This is a genomic window from Corynebacterium sp. HMSC073H12 (assembly GCF_001837775.1).
Taxonomy (GTDB): Bacteria; Actinomycetota; Actinomycetes; order Mycobacteriales; family Mycobacteriaceae; genus Corynebacterium; species Corynebacterium amycolatum.
The window spans coordinates 283,762-305,765 of sequence record NZ_KV834040.1; the positions used below are offsets into that span (position 1 = coordinate 283,762).

The following is a 22,004-nucleotide window of genomic DNA, read 5'->3' on the forward strand; positions in this document are numbered from 1 at the left end:
CGCCGCCCCACCGTAATTGACCCCTTACCCCACTGGAGCGGTAAGTTAGAAAGGTTGAACCCGATTCCCTTATTCCGATTTTCTTTTTAAGGAAAGCGTAGTCTCCCTGTGACCACTCTCGCCGAAGAAGCAGCACGCCGCCGCACATTTGCCGTCATCGCACACCCGGATGCCGGTAAGTCCACGCTCACCGAGGCGCTGGCGCTGCATGCTCATGTCATTAACGAAGCCGGTGCTGTCCACGGCAAGGCCGGCCGCAAGTCGACTGTGTCCGACTGGATGGACATGGAGAAGGATCGCGGCATCTCGATTGCCTCTTCCGCGCTGCAGTTCGAGTACCAGCCAGAGGGGCACGACGGCGAACCATACATGATCAATCTCGTCGATACGCCTGGTCACGCCGACTTCTCCGAAGACACCTACCGTGTGCTTACGGCTGTCGACGCCGCTGTCATGCTTGTCGACGGCGCCAAGGGTCTCGAGCCTCAGACGTTGAAGCTGTTCCGGGTTTGTAAGTCCAACGGAATTCCCATTGTCACCGTCATCAACAAGTGGGACCGCCCGGGTAAGGCTCCCCTGGAGTTGATGGATGAGATTGTCGCGGAGATTGGTCTGCAACCGACTCCGCTGTACTGGCCAGTCGGTGAGGCCGGCGACTTCCGCGGTCTGCTGGAGCGTGGCGAGGACGGCGAAGCCAAGCAGTTCATTGGCTTCGAGCGCACTGCCGGTGGCGCCACAATCGCCGCTGAGCGCCACCTCACCCCAGAGGAGGCCGCCGCGGAGCAGGGCGATGCCTGGGAGACGGCAGCCGAGGAGTCCGAACTGCTCTCCGCCGATAGCGCTGACCACGACCAGGAGATGTACCTCGCTGGTGACACCTCCCCGGTAATTTTCGCTTCTGCCATGCTGAACTGGGGTGTCCACCAGATCCTGGACACTCTTTGTGAGCTCGCTCCGGCCCCTGGCGCCCGCGAGTCCGACCCGGCTGCCGTTGCTGCTGCTGCGGCTGGCGGCCAGGGAGCTATCGTCGAAAAGCGCGAACCGACCGATGATTTTTCGGGCGTCGTGTTCAAGGTGCAGGCGGGTATGGATACGCACCACCGCGACAAGCTGGCGTTCATGCGCGTTGTCTCTGGTGAGTTTGACCGCGGCATGCAGGTCACGCATGCGCAGTCGGGACGTAGTTTCTCCACGAAGTATGCCCTGACCGTTTTCGGCCGGACGCGTTCGACTGTGGAGACGGCCTACCCGGGCGATATTGTCGGCCTGGTCAATGCGGGTTCGCTGGCTCCGGGTGACACGATTTATGAGGGTCGCAAGGTCCAATTCAAGCCAATGCCTCAGTTCGCGCCGGAGCACTTCCGCACTCTGCGCGCCAAGAGCCTGGGCAAGTACAAGCAGTTCCGCAAGGCTGTTGATCAGCTCGATGCCGAGGGCGTGGTGCAGATTCTGCGCAACGATGCCCGCGGCGATGCTGCCCCGGTGATGGCTGCGGTCGGTCCGATGCAGTTCGAGGTCATGATGGCCCGCATGGAAAACGAGTACAACGTCGAGACTATTGCCGAGCCCATCCCCTACTCCGTTGCCCGCCGCACGGACGAAGAGACCGCGCCGGAGCTGGCAAAGCAACGCGGCGTGGAGATCTTCACCCGTTCCGACGGCGCCCTCATCGCCCTCTTCGGCGACAAGTGGAAGCTGTCATTCATTGAGAAGGAGCACCCGGAGTTCACGCTCGAGACGCTGGTCGCTGACTAGTCCTCCGGCAGCGGAGGCTCCTTGCGTAGGTCGCGGGCGGTTGCCCGCCGTACCTCGCGCGGTTGCTCCTCCGAGCCCCGCGAACGGAACTTGGCCGCGATGTCCTTCAACGAAGACGACAGTGGCGGCAGCTTCTCCAGCGCGTCACGGCCCGCGTCCCACGCGTCGGTAGCAATGTTTTCCGCTTTCCGACGGAACTTGCGGACCTTCTCCTCGCGCTGACGCTTAGTCTCTGCCGCGTCATTTTGCCGCTCGCGCTCACGCTCAAAGGCGGCAACATCGCGGGCCTCCGCGTCGGAAAGTCTCTTTGAAGCGTGTGCCGCGGCGTCCCACGACTCCTCCAGCGACTCCGCGAGGTGCAACATGGCATCGATGCGCTTTTCAACTTCGCGCAACTTCTCGCGGTAGCCCCGTTGAATGTCGTAGCGGCGCATGATGCGGCGGGCACGAGTGGCCTCATTGCGCCAGGTGATGATTGCGCCCTCAGAAATCGACTCATCGACGACGAAACGCATCGTCCACGGGTCGACATCAGCGCTGGCCAGATTGTTGCGTACCCGCTCCTCGCGGTCGAGGACGTCCTGCACGAGACTGCGGGCACGCTCTTCGGCTTGATGGGCGCGGTTGGTACGGGAGTTATCTGGTCGGAAGCTCACCTGGACTATCCTACCGCTCGACTGCTGCCAAAGCCGGTACTTGGTCGGTCTCGGAGCTCTTCTGCTGGTTATTGTCGTGCTGGTGCTCGAGTCGAACCCAGGAGACAAAGCCCCAAATAACGAAGCATCCGTAGAAGAGGTACAGCGCTGCCGACGGGTAGTAGCCACCCTTGAGCAGCAACGGCACTCCCACGGCGTCAACGGCAATCCAGATCAGCCAGAATTCATTCCAGCCGCGGGCCATGCCCCAGGTCGCTAGCATCGAACCGACGAAAATCCAGGCATCGGCCCATGGCCCCCACGAGCCCAGCATCTCAAAGACATTGGCACAGATCACTGTGGCGAAGATAGCCACGGCAATCATCCCAATGCGTTCCGTTGCCGTCGCCCACCGCGGCTCAATTGCGACCTCATCACCGCTCTGATTGCGGCTCTTGACCCAGCTGAACCACCCGTAGAGACTGATGACGATAAACATGACCTGACGCCCAGCCTGGCCATAGAGATCAAGATTTTGCGGCGTGTGGAAAACTCCGCCGAGGAAGACGGTAAACAGCAAGGCATTTCCGATAATGCCGACCGGCCAAGCCCATACCTTGCGTTTCATACCTAGGAAGGCACACGCGAGGCCAAAGAGGTTACCGACAATTTCTCGAATTAAGATTGGTGCTCCCGCCACACTGAGCTGTGCAGTGAGGAAACCCACCAAAAAATCCGACACGTATTCCACGAATTATTCAACTCCTTCTCTTTCATCCGGACTATGACCGTCGGTTTCGGATTCCAACCGAAATCTGCTTGTCCCCTACCTGATGCCCCTTCTGGCCACAGGTAGGGCGCTCGTGGACTTGTCTGCGTCAGCCGCAGCATCACCACCGGTGAGGAATTTCACCTCGCCCTGAGAATGCGAGTTCAACGTTAGCACTGTCGCCTTGCGCGCATGTGCATTTTATTCAATGAGGTTCTAATACAGTCCCGACGTAATTACGAATCTATAATGCGTAGTATGAGTCAAAAGCCCCGCCAGCCACGTCCTTCCCGCCCCGCCCGCCGCTCCCACCACAAGCGCTCCGCTGGCTGGGTTCCGGACCAGCACGGCGCCTGGTTCATGGTCACCATTCCCCCGCTGACCGCTCTCGCACTCAACCCCACATGGACAGGCCTTGCCGTCACCGCGACCTGGCTGCTCGGCTACTTCGCATTCTTCGCCGTCAGCGTCTGGCTCCGCTCTCGTCGCCAACGCCGCCACCTGGCACCCGCCGCCACTTACACCGCGCTCGCCGCCGTCGCTGGCTGCATCACTCTGCTTGCCGACGTTTCCCTTCTCACCTGGGTCATCCTCATCGCCCCTCTTGCCGCTATCGCTATTTGGGAAACCTACCGCCGCCGACCGCGCTCACTTCTCTCTGGCGTCTCCACCGTTTTGGCCGCTAGCCTTATGGTGCCTATCATCGCCGGCCCCTCCCCGAAAGCCTGGGCAATTGCGGCTATCTACGCTGGATATTTCGTCGGCACCGTGCCCTATGTAAAAACAATGATTCGCAAGCGCGGCAACCGCCAGTGGCTCATCGGCTCGGTCACGTACCACGTCCTCATTACCGCCGCAGCCATCATCGGGTGGCTCCTCCTCCACGACCGGGATCTAATCAGCATCAGTGTGCCCATCGTCGCCATTGGGCTTCTCATCAGGTCTTTTGCCATGCCAATCTCCGGCGCTCGCCGTGCTCGGCCGTGGACTCCGAAACAGGTCGGAATCCTCGATGCCTTCTTTGGAGTCGCCGTCGTTCTGGCCGCGTGGTAAAAACGACGGCGGGGACAAACTTTGGGGATTTTTGGGGAGGGGATGAAGTCTATGACTTCCACCAATTACACCGTCGACCGCACAGTCACTCACGCAGTTTCCGTCTCAGACTTGGCAGTTAACCTGAACTCGCGGCAGGCACCACAGTCGGGCTGGCGCAGCTGGGTTCATAAGGCCACCTGGGGCGCAATTTCGCTGCGGGAATCATCGTCGGCACGCAAGCAACGCGAGCTGATAGAGCGGGTGCGACAGCCTATCTACGGTGACTACAACATCGCTGTTGTCAGCGTGAAAGGTGGCGTCGGCAAGACGTCGACAACCATGTGCCTGGGCGCCACGCTTGCAAGCCTGCGCAGTGACCGAATCGTCGCAATCGACGCGAATCCGGACTTTGGCACCCTCGGCGCACGCGTCACCGCGGCCAATCCCGCATCCATTCGCGATCTGCTCCGAGCCCCGGATACGGACAAATATGCGCAGGTCCGCGCGTATACATCACACACGCCATCGCGGCTGGAGGTTGTCGGCAGTGACCAAAATCCGACATCGACTATCGCGCTTTCCGACGGTGAATACTGCGCAGCCCTCGACATCCTTCGGCGTCATTACAATGTGAGCCTGACAGACTGCGGTACCGGCCTGACGCAGCCCATCTGCGCTTCGATTCTGTCTGCGGCCAATTGCCTGGTGCTGGTCACCACGCCCGCACTGGACGGCGTGAAAAGCGCCTGGACGACGTTGGATTGGCTTTCAGCGCACGGCTTCGAACGGCTGGTTTCTACCACTGTCGTGGTGGTCAACGAGCTAAATAAACAGGGGCTGTCCACAGAGACCGTGCACGAACTATTTGCCCAGCGCTGCCGCGCAGTGCAGGTCATCCCCTATGACCCGCACATTGCGAATGGCGCGAATATCGAGCTGGACAATCTCCAGCCCGCCACTACCCAGAGCTATCTCGAATTGGCGGCCATGATTGCCGATGACTTCGCGCCGACTACGGGCCGTCACAGTTTTGTTTAGCTCAGGTGCTGTCGAATCCCCTCGACATCGACTTCCTGCGCGGTAGCGGGTCTAAAGGCGGCGTCGCGGTCCTTATCCACCAAAACCGCCCGCACGCCTTCGGCAAAATTGGGGTGCTGACGCATGTAAGCGCCAAGCTTCATTTCCCGGCCTAACGCCTCCTGCAGTGTGACCTCGTGGGCGGCGTTAGCCGCATAGAGTTCCACAGCTGCCACGAGACTCTCCGGGTTGGCTGGTGCCAGCAGGTCGCGGATGGTCTCCACTGTTGACGACGCACAGGAGCCCGCCTCAGCGGCTTCGTTGAGGGCTCGCTCAATCTCCGACCAGGTATCAGCCCCAAAGCAAGCCTCAATGCAGTCGCTCCACTCGGCCAACTGCGGATCCCCAAGCAGCTCACGAGCCTCAGCTGAGTCTGCATCGAGCGCGTACTCCGCGAGCGCCGAATCAATTCCATCTCGGTCCAAGGCCGCGACGAACTCGCCCAGCTGCGCGGATGGCACCGCATGTGTCGCCCATCCAGCCCACAGCATGTCCGCCGCAGTTAGGCGGTAACCGGTCAGTCCTGCAAACCGGGCAATCGCGGGCGAGGGCCCTCCCAACTGAGTGTTCACATGCTGCGAAAAATAGGTAATGCCAACGTCGGGAATAAAGCCGATTGCCATTTCTGGCATGGAAGCGCTGGCACGCTCGGTCACAATTCGGTGGGAGCCGTGCATGGAAACTCCCAGGCCACCGCCCATAGCGATACCGTCAATAATCGCGATATATGGTTTGGACTGCGCGAATTCCGCAATCATCGCGTTCATCTCGTACTCGTCCTGGAAGAACTTCTCCCCCTGCTCCGGAACGCCATCGAGCACAGCCTGCCGAACTGCGCGCACGTCACCACCGGCACAAAACGCCTTGGGGTGACCGGATGAAACAACAATGTGATCCACCGAGTCGTCGTCACGCCATGCGCGAATCCCCTCGACGACCTCGGTGACCATATCCAAATCGAGCGAATTAAGTGCCTTCGGCCTATTCAGCCGGAGGTGACCAGATCGCCCGTGGACTTCTCGCAGCACCTTCGGCTCATCAACCTCGGTGCGTGCAGTGCCAGAACCGTTATCAGTAGCAGTCATGCCACCCAGTGTGACACAGATAACTAACCAGGGAAAGGTTCTGGCTTGATGGAACGACTGACGGCGGCTAAAACTGCCTGAACAAAGAAGCTACTTCTTCTTGCTCTTCTTGTCCTTCTTGTGCTTCTTGCCCTTCTTATCGGACTTGCCTGCACCCTTCACACGGTCAGCTTCGAGCTTCGCGGCAACGTCCGGCACATAGCGGAATTCAGTACGCGGCGGACGCTCGTAGCTCCCCTCCGACTCCGGACGCTCCGGGATTTCCGGAACATCCCGCTGAATGTGCTCGTACGGAATGGTGGTCAGCAGGTGGTTGATGACATTGATACGCGAGCGCTTCTTGTCCTCGGACTCAACCGTGAACCACGGTGCGGACGGGATATCAGTGTGGATGAACATCTCATCCTTAGCGCGGGAGTAGTCCTCCCAGCGAGTGATGGACTCCAAATCCATCGGCGAGAGCTTCCAGCGGCGCAGCGGATCCTCACGGCGGGACTTGAAGCGAGCAACCTGCTCCTCGTCCGACACGGAGAACCAGTATTTGCGCAGGATAATGCCGTCTTCAACCAGCAGACGCTCAAAAATCGGCGCCTGATGCAAGAAGCGACGGTACTCCTGCGAGGTGCAGAAACCCATGACACGCTCAACGCCGGCACGGTTGTACCAGGAGCGGTCGAAAATCACGATCTCACCAGCAGTCGGCAGCTTTTCGACATAACGCTGGAAGTACCACTGACCCTGCTCACGGCTAGTCGGAGCCGGCAGGGCCTCAATACGGCAGGTACGGGGGTTCAGGTACTGCGTGATGCGCTTAATAGCCGACCCCTTGCCGGCAGCGTCACGACCCTCCATCACGATGACAATTCGGGCACCGGTTTCTACCACCCACTGCTGCATTTCGACGAGCTCTGCCTGGAGCTTTTTGAGCTCGGCCTCATAAGCCTTCTTGTCGAGCTTCGGTGGGCGCTGGACGTCGTCATTATTCATAGCTTTCAGCTTACCCGGCAGAGCGCAACGCCCCTATTCGCCGGGTTTAACCGTGGGGTCTAATCGCAAACCTAATTGGAGCCCTAGTCACGCGAGTAAAGACGCAGCGTGACCTGCGCAACAAGCCCAGCAAAGACCATACCGATAATGACCACGATTGGCGCCACCACACCAATATCGCCGTTGGTCAGCGGCGCCAGGAGCTGCGCCTTGTACAGGTTACCCAGCGCCGGATCGATGACCGTCGCCTTACCCAGGAACAACGCACCGATGGCCAGCAGACCACCAATCAGCGACGCAATCACAGCCTCGAGGACGAACGGCGCTTGCGTGAACCAGCGGCTGGCACCGACCATGCGCATAATCTCAACTTCCTTACGACGCGAGAACGCCGCAATCTGGACCATGTTCGCAATCAGGAACACAGCGGCAACGGCCTGCACCGCCGCCAGCAGGAAGGTCGCATTTCGCACCGAGTCCAGGTTCTGAGCTGCAGTACCAATCTCTTCATGCTGATCAGTTACATGGTCGACCTGCGGTAGTTCCCGAATCGGATCGAGCGGGCTGACATCGGTCGGGTCGCTCAGACGCACCATCACCACAGCCGGCAGCGACTCCGGCGTCGCATTTTCTACGAGCACGGGGTCGCTATCCTTGAACATCTCCACGAAGTGGTCAAAGTTTTGCTGACGATTTCGGAAGGTCACCGAATCAACGCCGTCAGTCTCTTCAAGCTTGCCGACGACCTCAGCACACTCCGGTGAGGAGCAAGTTTGGTCCTCAGCGGAGATTTGTTCATTCAGTTCGATCTGTACTTCTACGCGATCGAGATAGAGATCCTTCGTGCGGCTAGTCTGCTCAGTAACCAGGATGCCGGTCGCAAGCAGCGCCAACGACACCGCAGTCGTAATAATCATCGCGATAGTCATCGTGATGTTTCGGCCCAAGGAGGAGAAAGCCTCACCGAGGACAAAGCGAGTCTTCATAGGTCAGTAATACCTTTCGAATGAGTTCTTCTACCGATGGACTGTCTGCTAATTGTTCAGGCCGTAAACGCCCGTGGCGTCGTCACGCACAAGACGCCCCAGCTCCAGCTCCAGTACGCGGCGACGCATGGAGTCCACGGCATCGTTGTCGTGAGTCGACACGATAACGGTCGTGCCCATCCGATTGATGCGGTCAAGCAGGAGCATGATGTCACCGGAAGTGCTTGGGTCGAGGTTGCCGGTGGGCTCGTCGGCAAGCAAGATGAGCGGGCGGTTAACGAAGGCGCGAGCAATGGCAACGCGCTGCTGTTCACCACCAGACAACTCGTGCGGGTAGCGATTTTCCTTGCCTGCGAGCCCGACCATTTCGAGCGTTTCCGGAACAGCCTTGTCGATTTTCGCCTTCGGCTTGCCAATTACCTGCAATGCGAACGCGACATTTTCGTACACGGTCTTCTTTGGCAGCAGGCGGAAGTCCTGGAAGACGTACCCTACCTTTTGGCGCAATTTCGGGATGTTGCGGCGAGAAATCTTGGTCAGATCCTGACCTGCGACCGTCAGTTTTCCTGAATCCACTTTCTCTTCACGCACCATAAGGCGCAGGAATGTCGACTTACCAGAGCCCGACGGTCCAATGAGAAAGACAAACTCACCTTTATCTATGTGGACTGAAACGCCGTCGAGAGCTGGTCGGCTAGAAGTCGAATAGGACTTGGTAACCCCGTCGAAAGTGATCATAGATAGACACTCTAATCACTTAAGCCACTCAAGTCACTCTGGAATGCATGGAATTGGGCACTGGAATAGCGAGGCTGTGGGGCTAAGTGGCGTTGCCCCCCCCAGACCGCGTGACCACACAGAAGTGCACACTACGGCAGTATTCGAAATTATTTTCCCAAAAAATCTTCAAATCCCCCTTTACTTCGCCTACATGTTCGATTAAAATGACCCATGAAAGATTAAACGCGAGGATTGAATACACCAAATAACGTCGCCGAGCTGCTTAAAGCTCGGAGAATTAACACTCAGAGTTAGTCGAAAATACTTTCCCTAGCTCTTCCTTATTTCAACATTTCAACGTCCAGGCCTTATCTTTCAGGGGGATTCAACAATGGCCAGCGGGGAACATATACCACGGAAACGCACTTACGCTGCGGCGATGGAAGCAACAGCGCCACGCTTTCACCATGAGATTTCTCAAACAGCACCAGCACGTCTTGGAATTGACCGTAATCGAGCTGACTTGAAGCTTGCCCTTGCTTGTGTTCCCTCTTCTTCAACAAAAGATGTCGAAGATTACATCGCCAAAATCGCTCCAGCTCTTGGCATGTCGCGCGGGAGAACACTCCAGTACATCGATATCGGGATGCAGCTAGAGCGGCTCCCGCGGTTGAAAGAGCTTCTGCTCAAACGCGCACAGCTACCGCTTCCCCACATGCGGGTCATTGCCACAGCCATCCTCCCCTTGGATGACACCTCTGCTGTGAAATATTTCGAAGACCATCTCCTCGAACTGATCACGCCGAGAGTCAATGGTGAAGTTCTTCGAGGGGTTCGGAGTCTTCAACAGAATATTCAGCGATTTATTAATGAAGTCAGCCCGCTATTGCGCCCTAAAAATGAGTACGACCCGCCGATTACTTCGTTTCAAAAAGGCATCGAGCAAAAAGCTGGCGAATCTATAAAGTTCGAGTCAAAGGACAACCTCACTGAAGTCACCATGGAACTGATGCCTGAGCGGGCAATTGAATTCCAAAAGGTCCTAGAAGAAATTACCGCTGATCAGGACTGCGACTTCGTCGAGGCTTTTTCACACCTTCTGCACGGAACTGCTCAGGTCACCGCCACGTTGAATCTGTACTGCCCACTTACTCAAGACAAGCCACAGGAGGCATGGATTGGCGGTCTGGGGTGGATCAACAAAATCGCTACTGAATCCTGGCTCGACCGGGTCACTAGCATCCGGCTACTAGCTGATGAGAAAACGGAAAAGTACTCACCAACAGAGCGACAGCGGACTTACGTCCAAGGTAGAGACGGCACCTGCCGCTTTCCCGGATGCGATGTCGATGCAACGAAGTGCGACATCGACCACATTCAGCCGTATAACCACGAGAATCCCGAAGAAGGTGGCCGAACCGAAACGCCCAACCTCCATTGCCTATGCCGCCGCCATCACAATCTAAAAACGGCCGGTCTTTGGAATGTCGTGCGCGATATCGACGGCGTGGAGTACTGGACCTCCGTCACTGATCAAAGCACCGAAAAAGCTGCGCTTATCAGCACAGAATCAGGACCGCTCTCCGGCCACGGTCGCTACTCTTTCGACCTGCGCAAGACAAAGAAAGCACAGACGCTCAAGGAGTACAACGAGCAGAGGTTGGAAAACCTCCGCGAATCACAGGAGCTGACAAATCAGGCTCGCGAAGAACTGGGAATAAACAAAAACGAGAGAAACGGAGAAGCCGACGAGCCCACCACACCGGAAACACCCGAGGCACCGGAAGCGCCCGAAGACGAACCGCCCTTCTAGCGTTACTCCCCTTCGGACTGCTGAGCCATGCGCCAGCGAATACCGGCCTCGATGAAACCGTCGAGGTCACCGTCGAGGACCGACTGTGGGTTGTTGACTTCGTACTCGGTGCGCAGGTCCTTAACCATCTGGTACGGGTGCAGCACATAGGAGCGCATCTGGTTACCCCACGAGGCATTGCCGCCTGCGCCGAGAGCATCCAGCTCCGCGCGCTCTTCCTGGCGCTTCTTCTCCAGCAACTTCGCCTGCAGAACTCGCATAGCAGATGCCTTGTTCTGGTGCTGGGACTTCTCGTTCTGGCAAGTCACCACGATGCCGGTTGGGACGTGCGTAAGTCGGACCGCGGAGTCCGTGGTGTTCACCGACTGCCCACCTGGGCCGGAGGAGCGGTAGACGTCGATACGCAAATCTGACTCGGGGATGTCGATGTGATCCGTTTCCTCCACAACCGGCAGCACCTCGACCTCAGCGAAGGAGGTCTGGCGGCGCCCCTGGTTGTCGAAAGGACTAATACGAACCAGACGGTGCGCGCCCTGTTCGACCGAGAGGGTGCCGTACATGTACTCGCCATGGACGACGAAAGTAGCGGACTTAATACCGGCCTCTTCAGCGTAGGACGTGTCGTAAACCTCGACCTTATGCCCGTGTTTGTCGGCCCAGCGCAGGTACATGCGCATGAGCATCTCGGCCCAGTCAGCGGCATCCACGCCACCGGCACCGGAGCGGATGTTGATGACCGCCTCGCGCTCGTCGTAAGGCCCCGAAAGCATCGTCGTGACCTCGAGGGATTCGATGTCGGCACGCAGCTCAGCGCGTTCGGCATCGGCCATCTCGACGGCGTCGGGGTCGCCCTCCTCTTCCGCGAGTTCGTACATCACGGAGAGATCGTCGAGGCGCCCGCGCAGCGAGTCAATCTTTTTCTTCTTCGCCTGCGCCTGCGACAGTGCACTGGTGACCTGCTGCGCGTGGTCGGGGTCATCCCACAGCGACGGGTCGGCGGCCTGGGCTTCCAACTCCCTGATCCGGTCGGAAAGCTCGTCGACATCGACCACCTTCTCAATGGTGGTCAGCGTCGCGTCGAGTTCTTTGAGGTCAGCATTCAGATCCGGGTTCACGGGTACTACCTTAGCTATACCTCCTGTTTCGGTGCACAATAGGACGTATGTCTGAATCCACCGCCAGCCAAGATTCCAGCCAAGACCCGCACCAAGATTCCAGCCAAGACCTAGAACTCTTTCTCTCCCAAGCATCCGAGTCGATTGTGGCATCGGATACCAGTGTTGCGGTTGCCATCGTGAAGCGTGCCGCTGCCATTGCTGCTCGCATGCGCGACGAAGGCCTGGTCACGGAGTACAAGACATCGATTTCCGACGTCGTCACCGCGGCCGACCGCGCAGCGGAAAAGTTCGTCGTCGAGGCTTTGGCCGCGCTCCGCCCGGAGGACGGCATTCTTGGCGAGGAAGGATCGGCGAAGGAGTCCCAGTCTGGTCGCACGTGGGTGATTGACCCCGTCGATGGCACCTACAACTTCACCACTGGTTCGGACTACTGGTGCAGCGCATTAGCGCTGGTTATGGGCGATGCGAACAATCCGGACGAGGTCATCCTCGGCGCGGTGCACCGTCCGGCCACGGGCGAAAGCTGGATTGGTGGCCCCAATCTCCCGACCACTCGTATCAACATTGACGGCACTGTTGACGATCTCCGGGTCACTGACCACCCGCTTTCGGAAGTCTGCGCAGCGACCTACCTCCACACCACGGTGGTGAACTCGAGCGAGGAATCCGAGGTCAGAGCCACAAAGTCCTGGTTGGATGCAGTGTCCCGCAGCGCTACCTGGCGCATGCTGGGCTCAGCGTCGGTGGATATGGCCGGCGTGGCCGACGGTCGCATCGGCGTATGGTTCCAGCGCGACGTCGCGGCTTGGGACTGGCTGCCTGGATATGCGCTTATTACGGGCGCAGGCGGCGAAGGCACGTCGGTGGGGCGCTGGAAGCTCGCGGGCTCGAGTGGCCAGGTCGCAGAGTTACGTGAGGTTCTGCGCTAGAATTTCGGCCATGACCACCTCTTACTCCGAAGATCTCGCCCTCGCACTCTCGCTTGCCGACGCAGCCGACGACCTCACTATGTCCCGCTTCGAGGCGGCCAATCTAATCGTCGAGTCCAAGCCCGACCTCACACCGGTCTCCGATGCCGATATCGCGTGCGAAAAGCTGCTCCGCGAGATTCTGTCGGACAAGCGTCCGAACGATGAAGTTCTCGGCGAAGAATTCGGTGGCGAAGCTGTGTTTGAGGGCCGTCAGTGGGTCATCGACCCCATCGACGGCACGAAGAACTTCGTGCGCAATGTCCCGGTCTGGGCAACCCTGATTGCCCTGTTGGAGGACGGCAAGCCCGTTGTCGGCGTGGTCTCCGCACCTGCGCTGGGACGTCGCTGGTGGGCGTCCAAGGGCGACGGCGCATTCAAGCGCGTGCAGGTCGGCGGCCGGGAAGCCACTGAGCGCCGCATTGAGGTCTCAAAGGTTGCCGACATCGCGGACTGCTCAGTTTCCAATTCTTCGCTAACCGGTTGGGCCGAGCGCGATTTGCGCGACAACTTCATTGCACTCACCGATGACGCCTGGCGCCTGCGTGGCTATGGCGACTTCTTCTCCTACTGCCTGGTAGCGGAGGGTGCGGTCGATGTCGCCGCCGAGCCAGAAGTTTCCCTGTGGGACCTGGCAGCTCTTGCGATTCTGGTGGAGGAAGCTGGCGGCCGCTTCACTTCCCTAGCGGGCGTCGACGGGCCACACGGCGGGGACGCAGTTGCGACGAATGGGTTGCTTCACGACGCCGTCGTCAAGCGCCTGAACGGGTAAACAGACTCTTCCGACCTATCGCAATTTTGCGACGAGCGGCTCACTATTTCCCGTCCGTGTGACCGATATCCAGGATACGTCGCAGCTCAGCAAATACCTCAGGGCGTACCTCATGGGTTACTACCCGTCCACTCTTAGACCTAGTAAGCAGCCCGGCATCCGCCATGGTCTTTAAATGATGCGACACCGTCGGCTGACTAAGCCCAGAAACAGCGGCCAGCTCACCCACGGTCATCGGACTACAACCAGCGGCAGCGAGCTGAGACAAGATTTGCAGGCGCGCCGGTTGCGCCAGCGCCTTGAAGAGCGTTGCCGCAGCCTGCGCTTCCGCCGTGTCGAGAGGCCGACCGCCAAGTGCACAGCATTCTGAGATTTCGTCCATACCTGTTGAGGCTACACGGCCTCCCCTCTAAATATATTGACAATCATCGATATATCGATTACACCGGAAACTATGACACAGACTACAAAGTCACTCAGCTTCCTAGATCGCTTCTTGCCGCTCTGGATTGCAGCTGCAATGGCAATTGGCCTCATTCTGGGCAAAATTGCACCGTCACTTGTGAACTGGCTGGCAGAAGCAAAAATTGCGACAATTTCCGTACCAATCGCCATCGGCTTGCTGGTCATGATGTACCCACCGCTGGCAAAGGTTCGATACGACAAAACGGGCAAAATTTTGACATCAAAGAAGCTGATGGGCATCACAGTCTTCCTCAATTGGATTCTCGGCCCCGCACTGATGTTCATCCTTGCCTGGATATTCCTCAGCGATAGTCCAGAACTGCGCACTGGCGTGATTATCGTCGGTCTCGCCCGCTGCATTGCAATGGTTTTGGTCTGGAACGACCTATCTTGCGGCGATACTGAAGTCGCTGCCGTATTGGTGGCCGTAAACTCGCTATTCCAAATTTGCATGTTCGGTGCTCTGGGGTGGTTCTACCTGCAGATTCTGCCCTCCTGGCTGGGGCTGGAAACCACTTCCGCCACCTTTTCTTTTTGGGCAATCGCACTATCCGTAGTGGTATTCCTCGGTATTCCGCTTCTGGCTGGCGCGGCATCACGCATAATTGGTGAACGCACCCGAGGTCGCGACTGGTATGAAAATGAGTACCTGCCCAAAATCTCACCATTGGCGCTTGCCGGCCTTCTATACACAATTGTGTTGCTCTTTGCGCTTCAGTCACAGCAGATTCTTGAGAATCCCTGGACCGTTGCGAAAGTGGCGCTACCACTAGTGATCTACTTCCTCGCCATGTTCGCGATCGCTCTCACTTCGGCCAAGGCCGCGGGCATGAACTACGCAACCTCCGCATCGATTGCCTTTACGGCCGCCGGAAATAACTTCGAGTTGGCAATTGCGGTTGCGATTGGCACCTTCGGCCCATTGTCCCAGCAAGCACTTGCGGGAACGATTGGACCACTTATTGAAGTACCCGTACTCGTTGCACTTGTCTATGTCACCCGCTGGCTCGGGCCGCGCCTTTTCCCCAATGACCTTTCCGTACCGGACAAACTATAGAAAAAGGATTCTGAAATGAATGAACTCCCGAAGGTACTTTTCATCTGCGTGGCAAATGCCGGTAAATCCCAGATGGCCGAGGCCATTGCGCGTGCAAAATATGCCACGCAGTTCATCGCCCTTTCAGCAGGAACGAACCCCAAAACTACTACCAATGCGCTTGCAGCCAAATCAGTTGCAGAAATCGGCGCCTCTATGGACGGTGCATCACCAAAGCCCATTGCCCCCACGATTCTCCGGACTGCAGATCGTGTTGTCATCATCGGCGATGCCGCTCATATAGAGCTCCCCTCGGACGCTCAAGGCTCACTCGAGCGCTGGCTTACTGACGAGCCTTCAAAACGAGGCATCGACGGAGAAGAACGCATGGACCTGATTCGCGATGACCTCGAGCGCCGTATCGACGAGTTAGCTGTCGAACTCCGTTCCACTAAGAATCCCTAAGCGGCAGAATCCAACAAAAGCCTCCTTATCGCCAGCGTAAGCCACACGACTACGCCGATGCCTGCGATGAGACCGAGAAGCAGGAATATCAGACCGACTCCCCAAAGCCCGGTGATGTCGTCAGTGCCGGCGATGATGCTCCAGCACAGGGCATAGCCGGCGACTGCTGCCCACCAGGTGGGCAGCAGGTTCAGAGTTGGTGCGGACACGCGCATCATGGCAGAGGCAGTGAGGATGACCATCGCGAAGCCACTGCAGAAAACCTGCCATGGCGAATAGTCGTATTCGCCCTCGAGCGTCCACGCGAGCGTACAAAAGCAGATTACGAATGCGGCGACAAAGACGAAAACCGTGTGACCATATGCGATGCGCTCACCGTACTTTTTGGCCAGCCACGCGGTACCTACCCATGTGAGAGCAGTGGGGATGGCAATGATTAACAGGTACACGAGGAAGACGTCTGGCACCTCGGACCAGGTGAAACTCGTCAGCATTGATCTCATGCCACTAGGTTACGCGTAACGGTTGAGGGTCCCGATGGGATCCTGCCACAGCTGATGCGTAGCCACTGCCCTTGCTGCATCACCCACAATCGACTGACTGGCCCGCTGGATTCGCAAGTCGCTGAGGCCGTGTGCGTCACGACGTAATTGCTGGGCAATCAATTGCACTCCCTTGGGATCAGTTGTGAAGGCATCTCCCGCAAAGACCACAGTTGTGGGATCTACGACATCGATGGCCAGCCGGACTATGCGGCCAAGAAGCTCGGCTCTCTCATCGAGGAGGCGGCGTGCAGCGGCATTGCACTTGGCAATCTCAACCAAATGAGCGAGATCCGTAGCCGGAATTCGCTGAGCTCGAGCAGCATTGACCACCGCACTGTTACCCAACGGGTGGACCCCCTCTTCTGCCTCAAAGGGACCCGACTGCGCTATCTGAGCGAAGGCTCTCGGCGAAACACCACTGCGGGGCCTATGTACCGCCCCGTGAAAGATCCAGGCGTGTGCGATAACTTCGCGGACATAGAAGTAAAGAGTTGACTCGCTCTTCTGAGGGCTGGCATCAGGGGGACCGTCGTCAAGCGGTGCATGTGCGAGCTCTGAGCCAGCCATAGCACTGACTCCGGAAGCAACCCAAACCTGCTTTCCCAAGATGTCTGCAACGATGTCACCGGCAGCGACACCATCCCAGCCATAGACGGACGAGGTCACGGAGCCACTGCTGTCCACGTGCTCAGAAAACGCGACTCCCACTGTTAAGGGCTGAGAGAGACCACGAGCGAGCTTGTGCACTTCCTGGCAGATTCTTCCCAGCGCATCGGTGACGCTGTAATCAATGATTCGCAGAGGGATTGACTGACTCCGCAGCACTCGGCCGGCGGCATCACTAATGACAAGCTCCGTGGTGCGAGCACCGATATGGATTCCCCAGGTCACAAATTGGTGGCCGTCTATTACCAACTGCTCTGCAGGGCGCCCGGCGCGAATGTCGTGGCCAGGTTCTATCTGAGTACGAACAAGACCTGCGTCAATCAGCGTATTGACGTAGCGCGTAACGCTCGGCTGGGAATAACCCAGCGTTTTTACCAGCTGGGCGCGGCTGGGCTGTTGCATAACTCGAATCTGGTGCATTACTCGCGCTGTCGGCTGGTTGGGCAGGGTGAACTGGATGTTATGCGCGTGCGTGACCGATGCTGCGATTCGAGTAGTTATTGCCATGCTGTTGAATTATAGACAACACTGTCTAGGCTGCGCACCGAGTTGCCCACTTTTCTTTCACTGTCCCTAGCAGCGAATATTCACACTGCAAAAAATCCTCGACCGCAACATAGACCGTGTGGTCTACTTTTGGCATGTCAGACAGCAACACCGTAACTCTTCATTGGTTCCTTCCCACCTACGGCGACTCGCGCGCCATCATGGCAGGTGGACACGGCACCGACCCACACGTCGGGGAACGAAAAGCAGACCTTCACTACCTAACTCAACTCGCTCTCGCGGCAGAGGCCAATGGGTTCGAATCCGTGCTCACTCCCACCGGACAGTGGTGCGAGGACGCCTGGCTAACCACCGCGGCACTCATTGGCCGGACAACACGCCTGAAATTCTTGGTCGCGCTGCGCCCTGGGCTAGTCAGCCCGACGATCATTGCGCAGCAAGCCCAAACTTTCCAGGACCTCTCAAACAATCGCCTGCTGGTCAACGTTGTCGTCGGCGGCGAGGACCACGAGCAGCGAGCTTTTGGGGACCACTTGAACAAGCAGCAGCGCTATGAGCGTGCCGACGAAGTTCTCACAATCACCAACCATCTCCTTACAAAGCCAGACCCCGTTGACTTCAACGGCCAGTACGTAACCGTGGAGGGAGCACAGCTGAAATCCCGGCCACAAACCGCGCCCCCGATTTTCTTCGGAGGCTCTTCCAAGCCCGGCATTGACGTTGCTGCCAAACACGCCAATGTGTACTTGACCTGGGGTGAGCCGCCACAGAAAGTCTCGGAAAAGATCACCCGCGTTCAAGCGCAGGCCGACCAAGAAGGCCGGGAACTCGACTATGGCATTCGGCTGCATGTGATAGCCCGCGAAACTAGCGAGGAAGCATGGGCTGTTGCCGAACGACTACTCGCGGACCTCAATCCCGATACTGTCGAACGCATTCAGGCAGGTCTAGGCCGTTCCCAGTCGGAGGGGCAGCGTCGGATGACCGAGCTGCACGATCAGGGCGGCAACTTCACCAGCAGCACTACTGCCCGTGACCTGGAGATTGCACCGAACCTGTGGACCGGCGTAGGCCTCGTTCGTGGCGGAGCTGGCACCGCATTGGTCGGCTCCTATGACGAGGTCGCAGCTCGGATAGCTGAATATCGCCGCATTGGCCTTGAGCACTTCATCTTATCTGGCTATCCGCATCTCGAAGAGGCCTACCACGTCGGCGAAGGCGTCGTTCCCGCATTACAGCGCTTGGGCCTCGAGGTCACTAACCACGACCGCAACACCACTCCCCAGCACAACGCCGTGCCTTTTGTCCCCGTGACCCGATAGGAAAAACATGACTTCTCCCGCACTCACCGGAACACATCTCCGCACCGTTCTCGCCCACGCACCGACATCAATTGTCGCACTGGGGTCGCTTGTCGACGGTCAACCGGATGGCATGATCGCAGGTTCTTTTGTCGGCATTAGCTTGGATCCTCCCCTCGTAGGGGTGGCTATCCAAGACACCTCATCGACTTGGCCTCGGCTTCGTTCGGCCAACGCCGTAGGCATCAGTGTGCTGACCGAAAACCACGCTCACCTAGTTCGCCAACTCGCCGGCCCCAAGGAACACCGATTTGACCGAGTTGGCTGGTTTACGGACGGCGATGCCGTGCACCTCGACCACTGCTGCGCACAGCTGACCACTTACGTGGTTGATGAGATTCCTCTCGGGGACCACATTCTCGCCGTGTTGAAGGTCAACGGTGCCACTGAATTCAGCACCACTCGCCCGCTGGTCTTCCACGGTTCCCAGGTAACAACAGTTGCCCCAACTTCTCACTAACAGCTGCCCCTTAAGAAAAGGACACAACAACCATGCCTGAGCGAACAAAACGACAGATCCTCCTCAACGCATTCGATATGAACTGCGTAGCGCACCAATCACCCGGGCTATGGCGACATCCCGATGATCATGCTCGCGATTACAACACCATCGACTACTGGGTTGATCTAGCAAAGACGTTAGAAAAAGGACTATTTGACGGCCTTTTTATCGCTGACGTACTTGGCACCTACGACGTCTACGGCGCTAGCAACGAAGCCACTTTGCGTGCTGGCACGCAGGTTCCCGTCAATGATCCAATCTTGCTCGTCTCCGCAATGGCACAAGCGACCGAGCACCTTGGCTTTGGAATTACTGCCGGAACCGCTTATGAGCACCCCTATCCCTTTGCCCGTCGTCTAGCGACTATCGACCATCTCACGAATGGTCGTGTTGGTTGGAACGTCGTCACCGGCTATCTGCCCTCAGCTGCACAAAACCTAGGCGATACTGACCAGCTTCCTCACGATGAGCGCTATGACCGCGCGGATGAATATCTCGAGGTCGTCTACAAACTCCTCGAGGGGTCGTGGGAAGACGATGCTGTTCAGTACGACAAAGCCAGCGGTGTCTTCACCAATCCTGACAAGGTGCACCCCATCAACCACCATGGCAAGTACTTCGACGTTCCCGGCATTGCCATCACTGAGCCGAGCACTCAGCGCACTCCAGTGATTTACCAGGCGGGTTCGTCGCCGAGGGGCCTGCGCTTTGCCGGAGAAAATGCTGAGGCTGTGTTTATTAACAGCAATACGCCTGCGGCGATGAAGAAGACGGTTGCCAAGATTCGCAGCGCAGCCAAGGCCGCCGGGCGTGATCCGCACTCGATCAAGGTATTCGCAATGCAGACCATCATCACTGCAGCTACCGAGGATGAGGCCGTCGCAAAGCTCAAGGAGTACCAGACCTATACCGATGCTGTCGGCGGTTTGACGCTCATGTCAGGGTGGTCCGGCGTGGATCTTTCGAAGTATGACCTTGATGCCCCGATTACCAACATCGAATCCAACGCGATTCAGTCAACTGCGGCGACAATTTCCTCAGGTACGGGCGCTGACGACGGCGCGTGGACGGTCCGGAAGCTTGGCGAGTGGACTGGAATCGGCGGATTCGGCCCAATTCTGGTGGGGTCGGGCAAACAGGTTGCTGAGCAGCTTGCTCAGCTGCAGGATGACACGGACGTAGACGGTTTTAATTTGGCCTACGCGATTACGCCGGGAACTTTCACCGACATTGTCGATTATGTAGTTCCGGAGCTGCAGAAACTCGGCCGCTACAAGACTGAATATACGCTGGGTTCCCTACGCCATAAGCTGTTTGGTGCCGGCGATCGACTGCCCGATGATCATCGCGGGGCTTCCTATCGACTCGGCGCACCAGGCTCCACGACTGGAACTTCACGTCCCAAGAACATCGATGAAGTACTCACAGACTTAGAACCGGTTTTCGCAGAAATCGCCGCTACTGCCGCGGAACGTGAAAGCGACCGCAATTTCGATCTTTCTCTGATTCAAAAGCTCAAGGATGCCGGTTTCACGCGATTGCGGGTGCCGAAGGAATATGGCGGGCTTGGCTTCTCGCTTAGTGACGCATTCCGCGTGTACGTCGCCCTCGCAAGCGCGGATTCCAACATCGCCCAGGGGCTGCGCCCGCATTTCTTAGCGGTGGAATCGCTTCTCGCCGCACAGGACGAGAGGCTGAAGCGGCGTTGGTTACGCCGCGTCGGCACAGGCGAAGTCGCAATTGGCAACGCTCTGACCGAGGTCAATAACGCTCCGGGCGAGGTGACGACCACGTTGTCGAAGCTTGACGACGGCAACTTCGTCCTGAATGGCACCAAGTTCTACAGCACCGGCAGCCTCTACGGTGATGCCATTTACGTCCGTGCCAGAATTAGCGACACCGATGAAGATGTCTTTGTCTTTGTAGATCGTTGGGCCGAGGGGGTATCGCTGCTGGATGATTGGGATGGCTTCGGGCAGCAGCTGTCCGCCTCTGGCACCACTGTCTTCGACCAGGTCGTAGTCCCTGCTCAGGACGTGCTCCACCGTAATTACCTTGCTCCTGGCGTCTCACAGGCTCTGGCGCAGGCTCACCACTTGGCAACCCTCGCTGGTATCGGTGGCGCAATCGAGCAAGACATTACTGGATATGTTCGTGGCCGTCGGCGTTCGTTTTCCCATGGCAATGCCACTTTGCCGCGTGAAGATGTCCAGGTACAGCAGGTCGTTGGCGAGATTGCCGCAAAGGCTTACGCAGCCAGAACTGTCTTGGAAGGATTCATCCGAGAATTTGATGCCGCCTACGCTCAGCTGGAGTCCGCAGGGGATGGGCAACGTGATCAAATTTATGCCGATATTGAGATTTCATCGTTCAAAGCTCAGCTTGCCATCGCTCCCCTAATACTGGACGCTGCAACGCAAGCTTTCGAAGTGGGTGGCGCTTCTGCAACGCTAAAGACTCACGGTTTGGATCGCCACTGGCGCAACGCTCGTGTCCTAGCGAATCACAATCCGCTGATTTATCGTGCACGTTTGATTGGCGATGATGCGCTCAATGACAGGCATCAGGCCATTCAATACACCGTCGGCAGTGCCAGCGCCTGAACACGCTAGTTTCCCAGAAAAAACACAGACAAAACACTGCGTTTTACACATTTTCACTTATTGTATTGACAGATTCGGTTGCTACAACTAGAAAGCCGTTTTCAATAAGACGCTTGTAGGGAGTGCCTTTTACC

The 22,004-nt window shown here is 57.7% G+C and carries 21 protein-coding genes, 1 pseudogene and 1 riboswitch; of the genes and pseudogenes, 12 read left to right on the forward strand and 10 right to left on the reverse strand.

Annotated elements, in window-relative coordinates; genetic code table 11:
• Positions 1 to 108: 108 nt before the first annotated feature.
• Positions 109 to 1,755, forward strand: a complete 1,647-nt coding sequence (locus tag HMPREF2708_RS09950) for a peptide chain release factor 3 (protein ID WP_070834108.1) — start codon at positions 109 to 111, stop codon at positions 1,753 to 1,755.
• Here the strand turns inward: HMPREF2708_RS09950 and HMPREF2708_RS09955 are convergent.
• Both HMPREF2708_RS09955 and pnuC read right to left on the reverse strand, forming a co-directional pair.
• Complete coding sequence (locus HMPREF2708_RS09955; RefSeq protein ID WP_070834109.1) at positions 1,752 to 2,411, reverse strand: hypothetical protein; 660 nt, start codon at positions 2,409 to 2,411, stop codon at positions 1,752 to 1,754. The two genes, HMPREF2708_RS09950 and HMPREF2708_RS09955, sit on opposite strands and share 4 nt — an antisense overlap.
• A gap of 10 nt (positions 2,412 to 2,421) precedes the next feature.
• Positions 2,422 to 3,141, reverse strand: coding sequence for a nicotinamide riboside transporter PnuC (gene pnuC / locus HMPREF2708_RS09960; protein WP_070834110.1), 720 nt, complete (start codon positions 3,139 to 3,141; stop codon positions 2,422 to 2,424).
• Positions 3,142 to 3,151: 10 nt separating this feature from the next.
• A riboswitch (FMN riboswitch) is annotated at positions 3,152 to 3,321 on the reverse strand.
• Between the two features lie 96 nt (positions 3,322 to 3,417).
• On the opposite strand from pnuC, the gene HMPREF2708_RS09965 reads away from it, so the two are divergent.
• The gene (locus HMPREF2708_RS09965) at positions 3,418 to 4,212 is read left to right on the forward strand and encodes a YwiC-like family protein (RefSeq protein WP_070834111.1); all 795 of its coding nucleotides are present in this window, start codon (positions 3,418 to 3,420) and stop codon (positions 4,210 to 4,212) included.
• Positions 4,213 to 4,263: 51 nt separating this feature from the next.
• Positions 4,264 to 5,232, forward strand: coding sequence for a MinD/ParA family ATP-binding protein (locus HMPREF2708_RS09970; RefSeq protein ID WP_246840407.1), 969 nt, complete (start codon positions 4,264 to 4,266; stop codon positions 5,230 to 5,232).
• Here HMPREF2708_RS09970 and HMPREF2708_RS09975 read toward each other — a convergent pair.
• The 4 genes from HMPREF2708_RS09975 to ftsE all read right to left on the reverse strand — a co-directional run bounded on the left by HMPREF2708_RS09975 (position 5,229) and on the right by ftsE (position 9,067).
• Positions 5,229 to 6,356, reverse strand: a complete 1,128-nt coding sequence (locus HMPREF2708_RS09975; RefSeq protein ID WP_070834113.1) for a 3-hydroxyisobutyryl-CoA hydrolase — start codon at positions 6,354 to 6,356, stop codon at positions 5,229 to 5,231. The two genes, HMPREF2708_RS09970 and HMPREF2708_RS09975, sit on opposite strands and share 4 nt — an antisense overlap.
• A gap of 90 nt (positions 6,357 to 6,446) precedes the next feature.
• Positions 6,447 to 7,343 carry a polyphosphate kinase 2 gene (gene ppk2, locus HMPREF2708_RS09980; RefSeq protein WP_070834114.1) on the reverse strand — a complete coding sequence of 299 codons (897 nt, stop codon included), beginning with the start codon at positions 7,341 to 7,343 and terminating at the stop codon, positions 6,447 to 6,449.
• Positions 7,344 to 7,426: 83 nt separating this feature from the next.
• Positions 7,427 to 8,329 (reverse strand): permease-like cell division protein FtsX, encoded by a 903-nt coding sequence (ftsX, locus tag HMPREF2708_RS09985; RefSeq protein ID WP_070834115.1) that lies wholly within the window; start codon positions 8,327 to 8,329, stop codon positions 7,427 to 7,429.
• A 48-nt stretch (positions 8,330 to 8,377) separates the two neighbouring features.
• A complete protein-coding gene (gene ftsE / locus HMPREF2708_RS09990; protein ID WP_070834116.1) occupies positions 8,378 to 9,067 on the reverse strand; it encodes a cell division ATP-binding protein FtsE in 690 nt (229 codons plus the stop codon).
• 421 nt (positions 9,068 to 9,488) lie between these two features.
• Between ftsE and HMPREF2708_RS09995 the strand changes: the two genes are divergently transcribed.
• Positions 9,489 to 10,862 carry an HNH endonuclease signature motif containing protein gene (locus tag HMPREF2708_RS09995; RefSeq protein WP_246840408.1) on the forward strand — a complete coding sequence of 458 codons (1,374 nt, stop codon included), beginning with the start codon at positions 9,489 to 9,491 and terminating at the stop codon, positions 10,860 to 10,862.
• A 2-nt stretch (positions 10,863 to 10,864) separates the two neighbouring features.
• On the opposite strand, the gene prfB is transcribed toward HMPREF2708_RS09995, so the two are convergent.
• Complete coding sequence (gene prfB / locus HMPREF2708_RS10000) at positions 10,865 to 11,977, reverse strand: peptide chain release factor 2 (protein ID WP_038626269.1); 1,113 nt, start codon at positions 11,975 to 11,977, stop codon at positions 10,865 to 10,867.
• A gap of 47 nt (positions 11,978 to 12,024) precedes the next feature.
• On the opposite strand from prfB, the gene HMPREF2708_RS10005 reads away from it, so the two are divergent.
• Positions 12,025 to 12,909, forward strand: a complete 885-nt coding sequence (locus tag HMPREF2708_RS10005; protein WP_070834118.1) for an inositol monophosphatase family protein — start codon at positions 12,025 to 12,027, stop codon at positions 12,907 to 12,909.
• A 10-nt stretch (positions 12,910 to 12,919) separates the two neighbouring features.
• A complete protein-coding gene (gene hisN / locus HMPREF2708_RS10010) occupies positions 12,920 to 13,720 on the forward strand; it encodes a histidinol-phosphatase (RefSeq protein ID WP_070834119.1) in 801 nt (266 codons plus the stop codon).
• Between the two features lie 43 nt (positions 13,721 to 13,763).
• Here the strand turns inward: hisN and HMPREF2708_RS10015 are convergent, their stop codons facing one another.
• A complete protein-coding gene (locus tag HMPREF2708_RS10015) occupies positions 13,764 to 14,102 on the reverse strand; it encodes an ArsR/SmtB family transcription factor (protein WP_070834120.1) in 339 nt (112 codons plus the stop codon).
• A gap of 72 nt (positions 14,103 to 14,174) precedes the next feature.
• Here HMPREF2708_RS10015 and arsB point away from each other — a divergent pair, with 72 nt between their 5' ends.
• Together arsB and HMPREF2708_RS10025 are read left to right on the forward strand one after the other, a co-directional pair.
• Complete coding sequence (gene arsB, locus HMPREF2708_RS10020) at positions 14,175 to 15,242, forward strand: ACR3 family arsenite efflux transporter (RefSeq protein WP_070834121.1); 1,068 nt, start codon at positions 14,175 to 14,177, stop codon at positions 15,240 to 15,242.
• A 15-nt stretch (positions 15,243 to 15,257) separates the two neighbouring features.
• A complete protein-coding gene (locus tag HMPREF2708_RS10025) occupies positions 15,258 to 15,686 on the forward strand; it encodes an arsenate-mycothiol transferase ArsC (protein WP_070834122.1) in 429 nt (142 codons plus the stop codon).
• Here the strand turns inward: HMPREF2708_RS10025 and HMPREF2708_RS10030 are convergent.
• On the reverse strand, positions 15,683 to 16,180 hold the full coding sequence (locus HMPREF2708_RS10030; protein ID WP_246840409.1) for a hypothetical protein: 498 nt from the start codon (positions 16,178 to 16,180) through the stop codon (positions 15,683 to 15,685). The genes HMPREF2708_RS10025 and HMPREF2708_RS10030 overlap by 4 nt on opposite strands.
• A gap of 18 nt (positions 16,181 to 16,198) precedes the next feature.
• Positions 16,199 to 17,404, reverse strand: coding sequence for an ROK family transcriptional regulator (locus HMPREF2708_RS10035; protein WP_070834124.1), 1,206 nt, complete (start codon positions 17,402 to 17,404; stop codon positions 16,199 to 16,201).
• Between the two features lie 134 nt (positions 17,405 to 17,538).
• On the opposite strand from HMPREF2708_RS10035, the gene HMPREF2708_RS10040 reads away from it, so the two are divergent.
• The 4 genes and pseudogenes from HMPREF2708_RS10040 (at position 17,539) to HMPREF2708_RS11320 (ending at position 21,870) form a co-directional block, all read left to right on the forward strand.
• Entirely contained in the window at positions 17,539 to 18,726 is a 1,188-nt protein-coding gene (locus tag HMPREF2708_RS10040; RefSeq protein ID WP_070834125.1) for an LLM class flavin-dependent oxidoreductase, read from the forward strand.
• 7 nt (positions 18,727 to 18,733) lie between these two features.
• Positions 18,734 to 19,225, forward strand: a complete 492-nt coding sequence (locus HMPREF2708_RS10045) for a flavin reductase family protein (protein WP_070834126.1) — start codon at positions 18,734 to 18,736, stop codon at positions 19,223 to 19,225.
• Between the two features lie 32 nt (positions 19,226 to 19,257).
• Positions 19,258 to 20,652: pseudogene (locus tag HMPREF2708_RS11315) on the forward strand (LLM class flavin-dependent oxidoreductase); the annotation flags it as partial.
• Positions 20,653 to 20,718: 66 nt separating this feature from the next.
• A complete protein-coding gene (locus tag HMPREF2708_RS11320) occupies positions 20,719 to 21,870 on the forward strand; it encodes an acyl-CoA dehydrogenase family protein (RefSeq protein WP_256380897.1) in 1,152 nt (383 codons plus the stop codon).
• The last annotated feature ends 134 nt before the right edge of the window (positions 21,871 to 22,004 follow it).

Excerpts from the sequence above, each read along its gene's own strand:
- HMPREF2708_RS09965 (WP_070834111.1), top strand. The coding sequence starts at position 3,418 with ATGAGTCAAAAGCCCCGCCAGCCACGTCCTTCCCGCCCCGCCCGCCGC.
- HMPREF2708_RS09970 (WP_246840407.1), top strand. The coding sequence starts at position 4,264 with ATGACTTCCACCAATTACACCGTCGACCGCACAGTCACTCACGCAGTT.
- HMPREF2708_RS09975 (WP_070834113.1), bottom strand. The coding sequence starts at position 6,356 with ATGACTGCTACTGATAACGGTTCTGGCACTGCACGCACCGAGGTTGAT.
- ppk2 (WP_070834114.1), bottom strand. The coding sequence starts at position 7,343 with ATGAATAATGACGACGTCCAGCGCCCACCGAAGCTCGACAAGAAGGCT.
- ftsX (WP_070834115.1), bottom strand. The coding sequence starts at position 8,329 with ATGAAGACTCGCTTTGTCCTCGGTGAGGCTTTCTCCTCCTTGGGCCGA.
- ftsE (WP_070834116.1), bottom strand. The coding sequence starts at position 9,067 with ATGATCACTTTCGACGGGGTTACCAAGTCCTATTCGACTTCTAGCCGA.
- HMPREF2708_RS09995 (WP_246840408.1), top strand. The coding sequence starts at position 9,489 with ATGGAAGCAACAGCGCCACGCTTTCACCATGAGATTTCTCAAACAGCA.
- HMPREF2708_RS10005 (WP_070834118.1), top strand. The coding sequence starts at position 12,025 with ATGTCTGAATCCACCGCCAGCCAAGATTCCAGCCAAGACCCGCACCAA.
- hisN (WP_070834119.1), top strand. The coding sequence starts at position 12,920 with ATGACCACCTCTTACTCCGAAGATCTCGCCCTCGCACTCTCGCTTGCC.
- HMPREF2708_RS10015 (WP_070834120.1), bottom strand. The coding sequence starts at position 14,102 with ATGGACGAAATCTCAGAATGCTGTGCACTTGGCGGTCGGCCTCTCGAC.
- arsB (WP_070834121.1), top strand. The coding sequence starts at position 14,175 with ATGACACAGACTACAAAGTCACTCAGCTTCCTAGATCGCTTCTTGCCG.
- HMPREF2708_RS10025 (WP_070834122.1), top strand. The coding sequence starts at position 15,258 with ATGAATGAACTCCCGAAGGTACTTTTCATCTGCGTGGCAAATGCCGGT.
- HMPREF2708_RS10030 (WP_246840409.1), bottom strand. The coding sequence starts at position 16,180 with ATGCTGACGAGTTTCACCTGGTCCGAGGTGCCAGACGTCTTCCTCGTG.
- HMPREF2708_RS10035 (WP_070834124.1), bottom strand. The coding sequence starts at position 17,404 with ATGGCAATAACTACTCGAATCGCAGCATCGGTCACGCACGCGCATAAC.
- HMPREF2708_RS10040 (WP_070834125.1), top strand. The coding sequence starts at position 17,539 with ATGTCAGACAGCAACACCGTAACTCTTCATTGGTTCCTTCCCACCTAC.
- HMPREF2708_RS10045 (WP_070834126.1), top strand. The coding sequence starts at position 18,734 with ATGACTTCTCCCGCACTCACCGGAACACATCTCCGCACCGTTCTCGCC.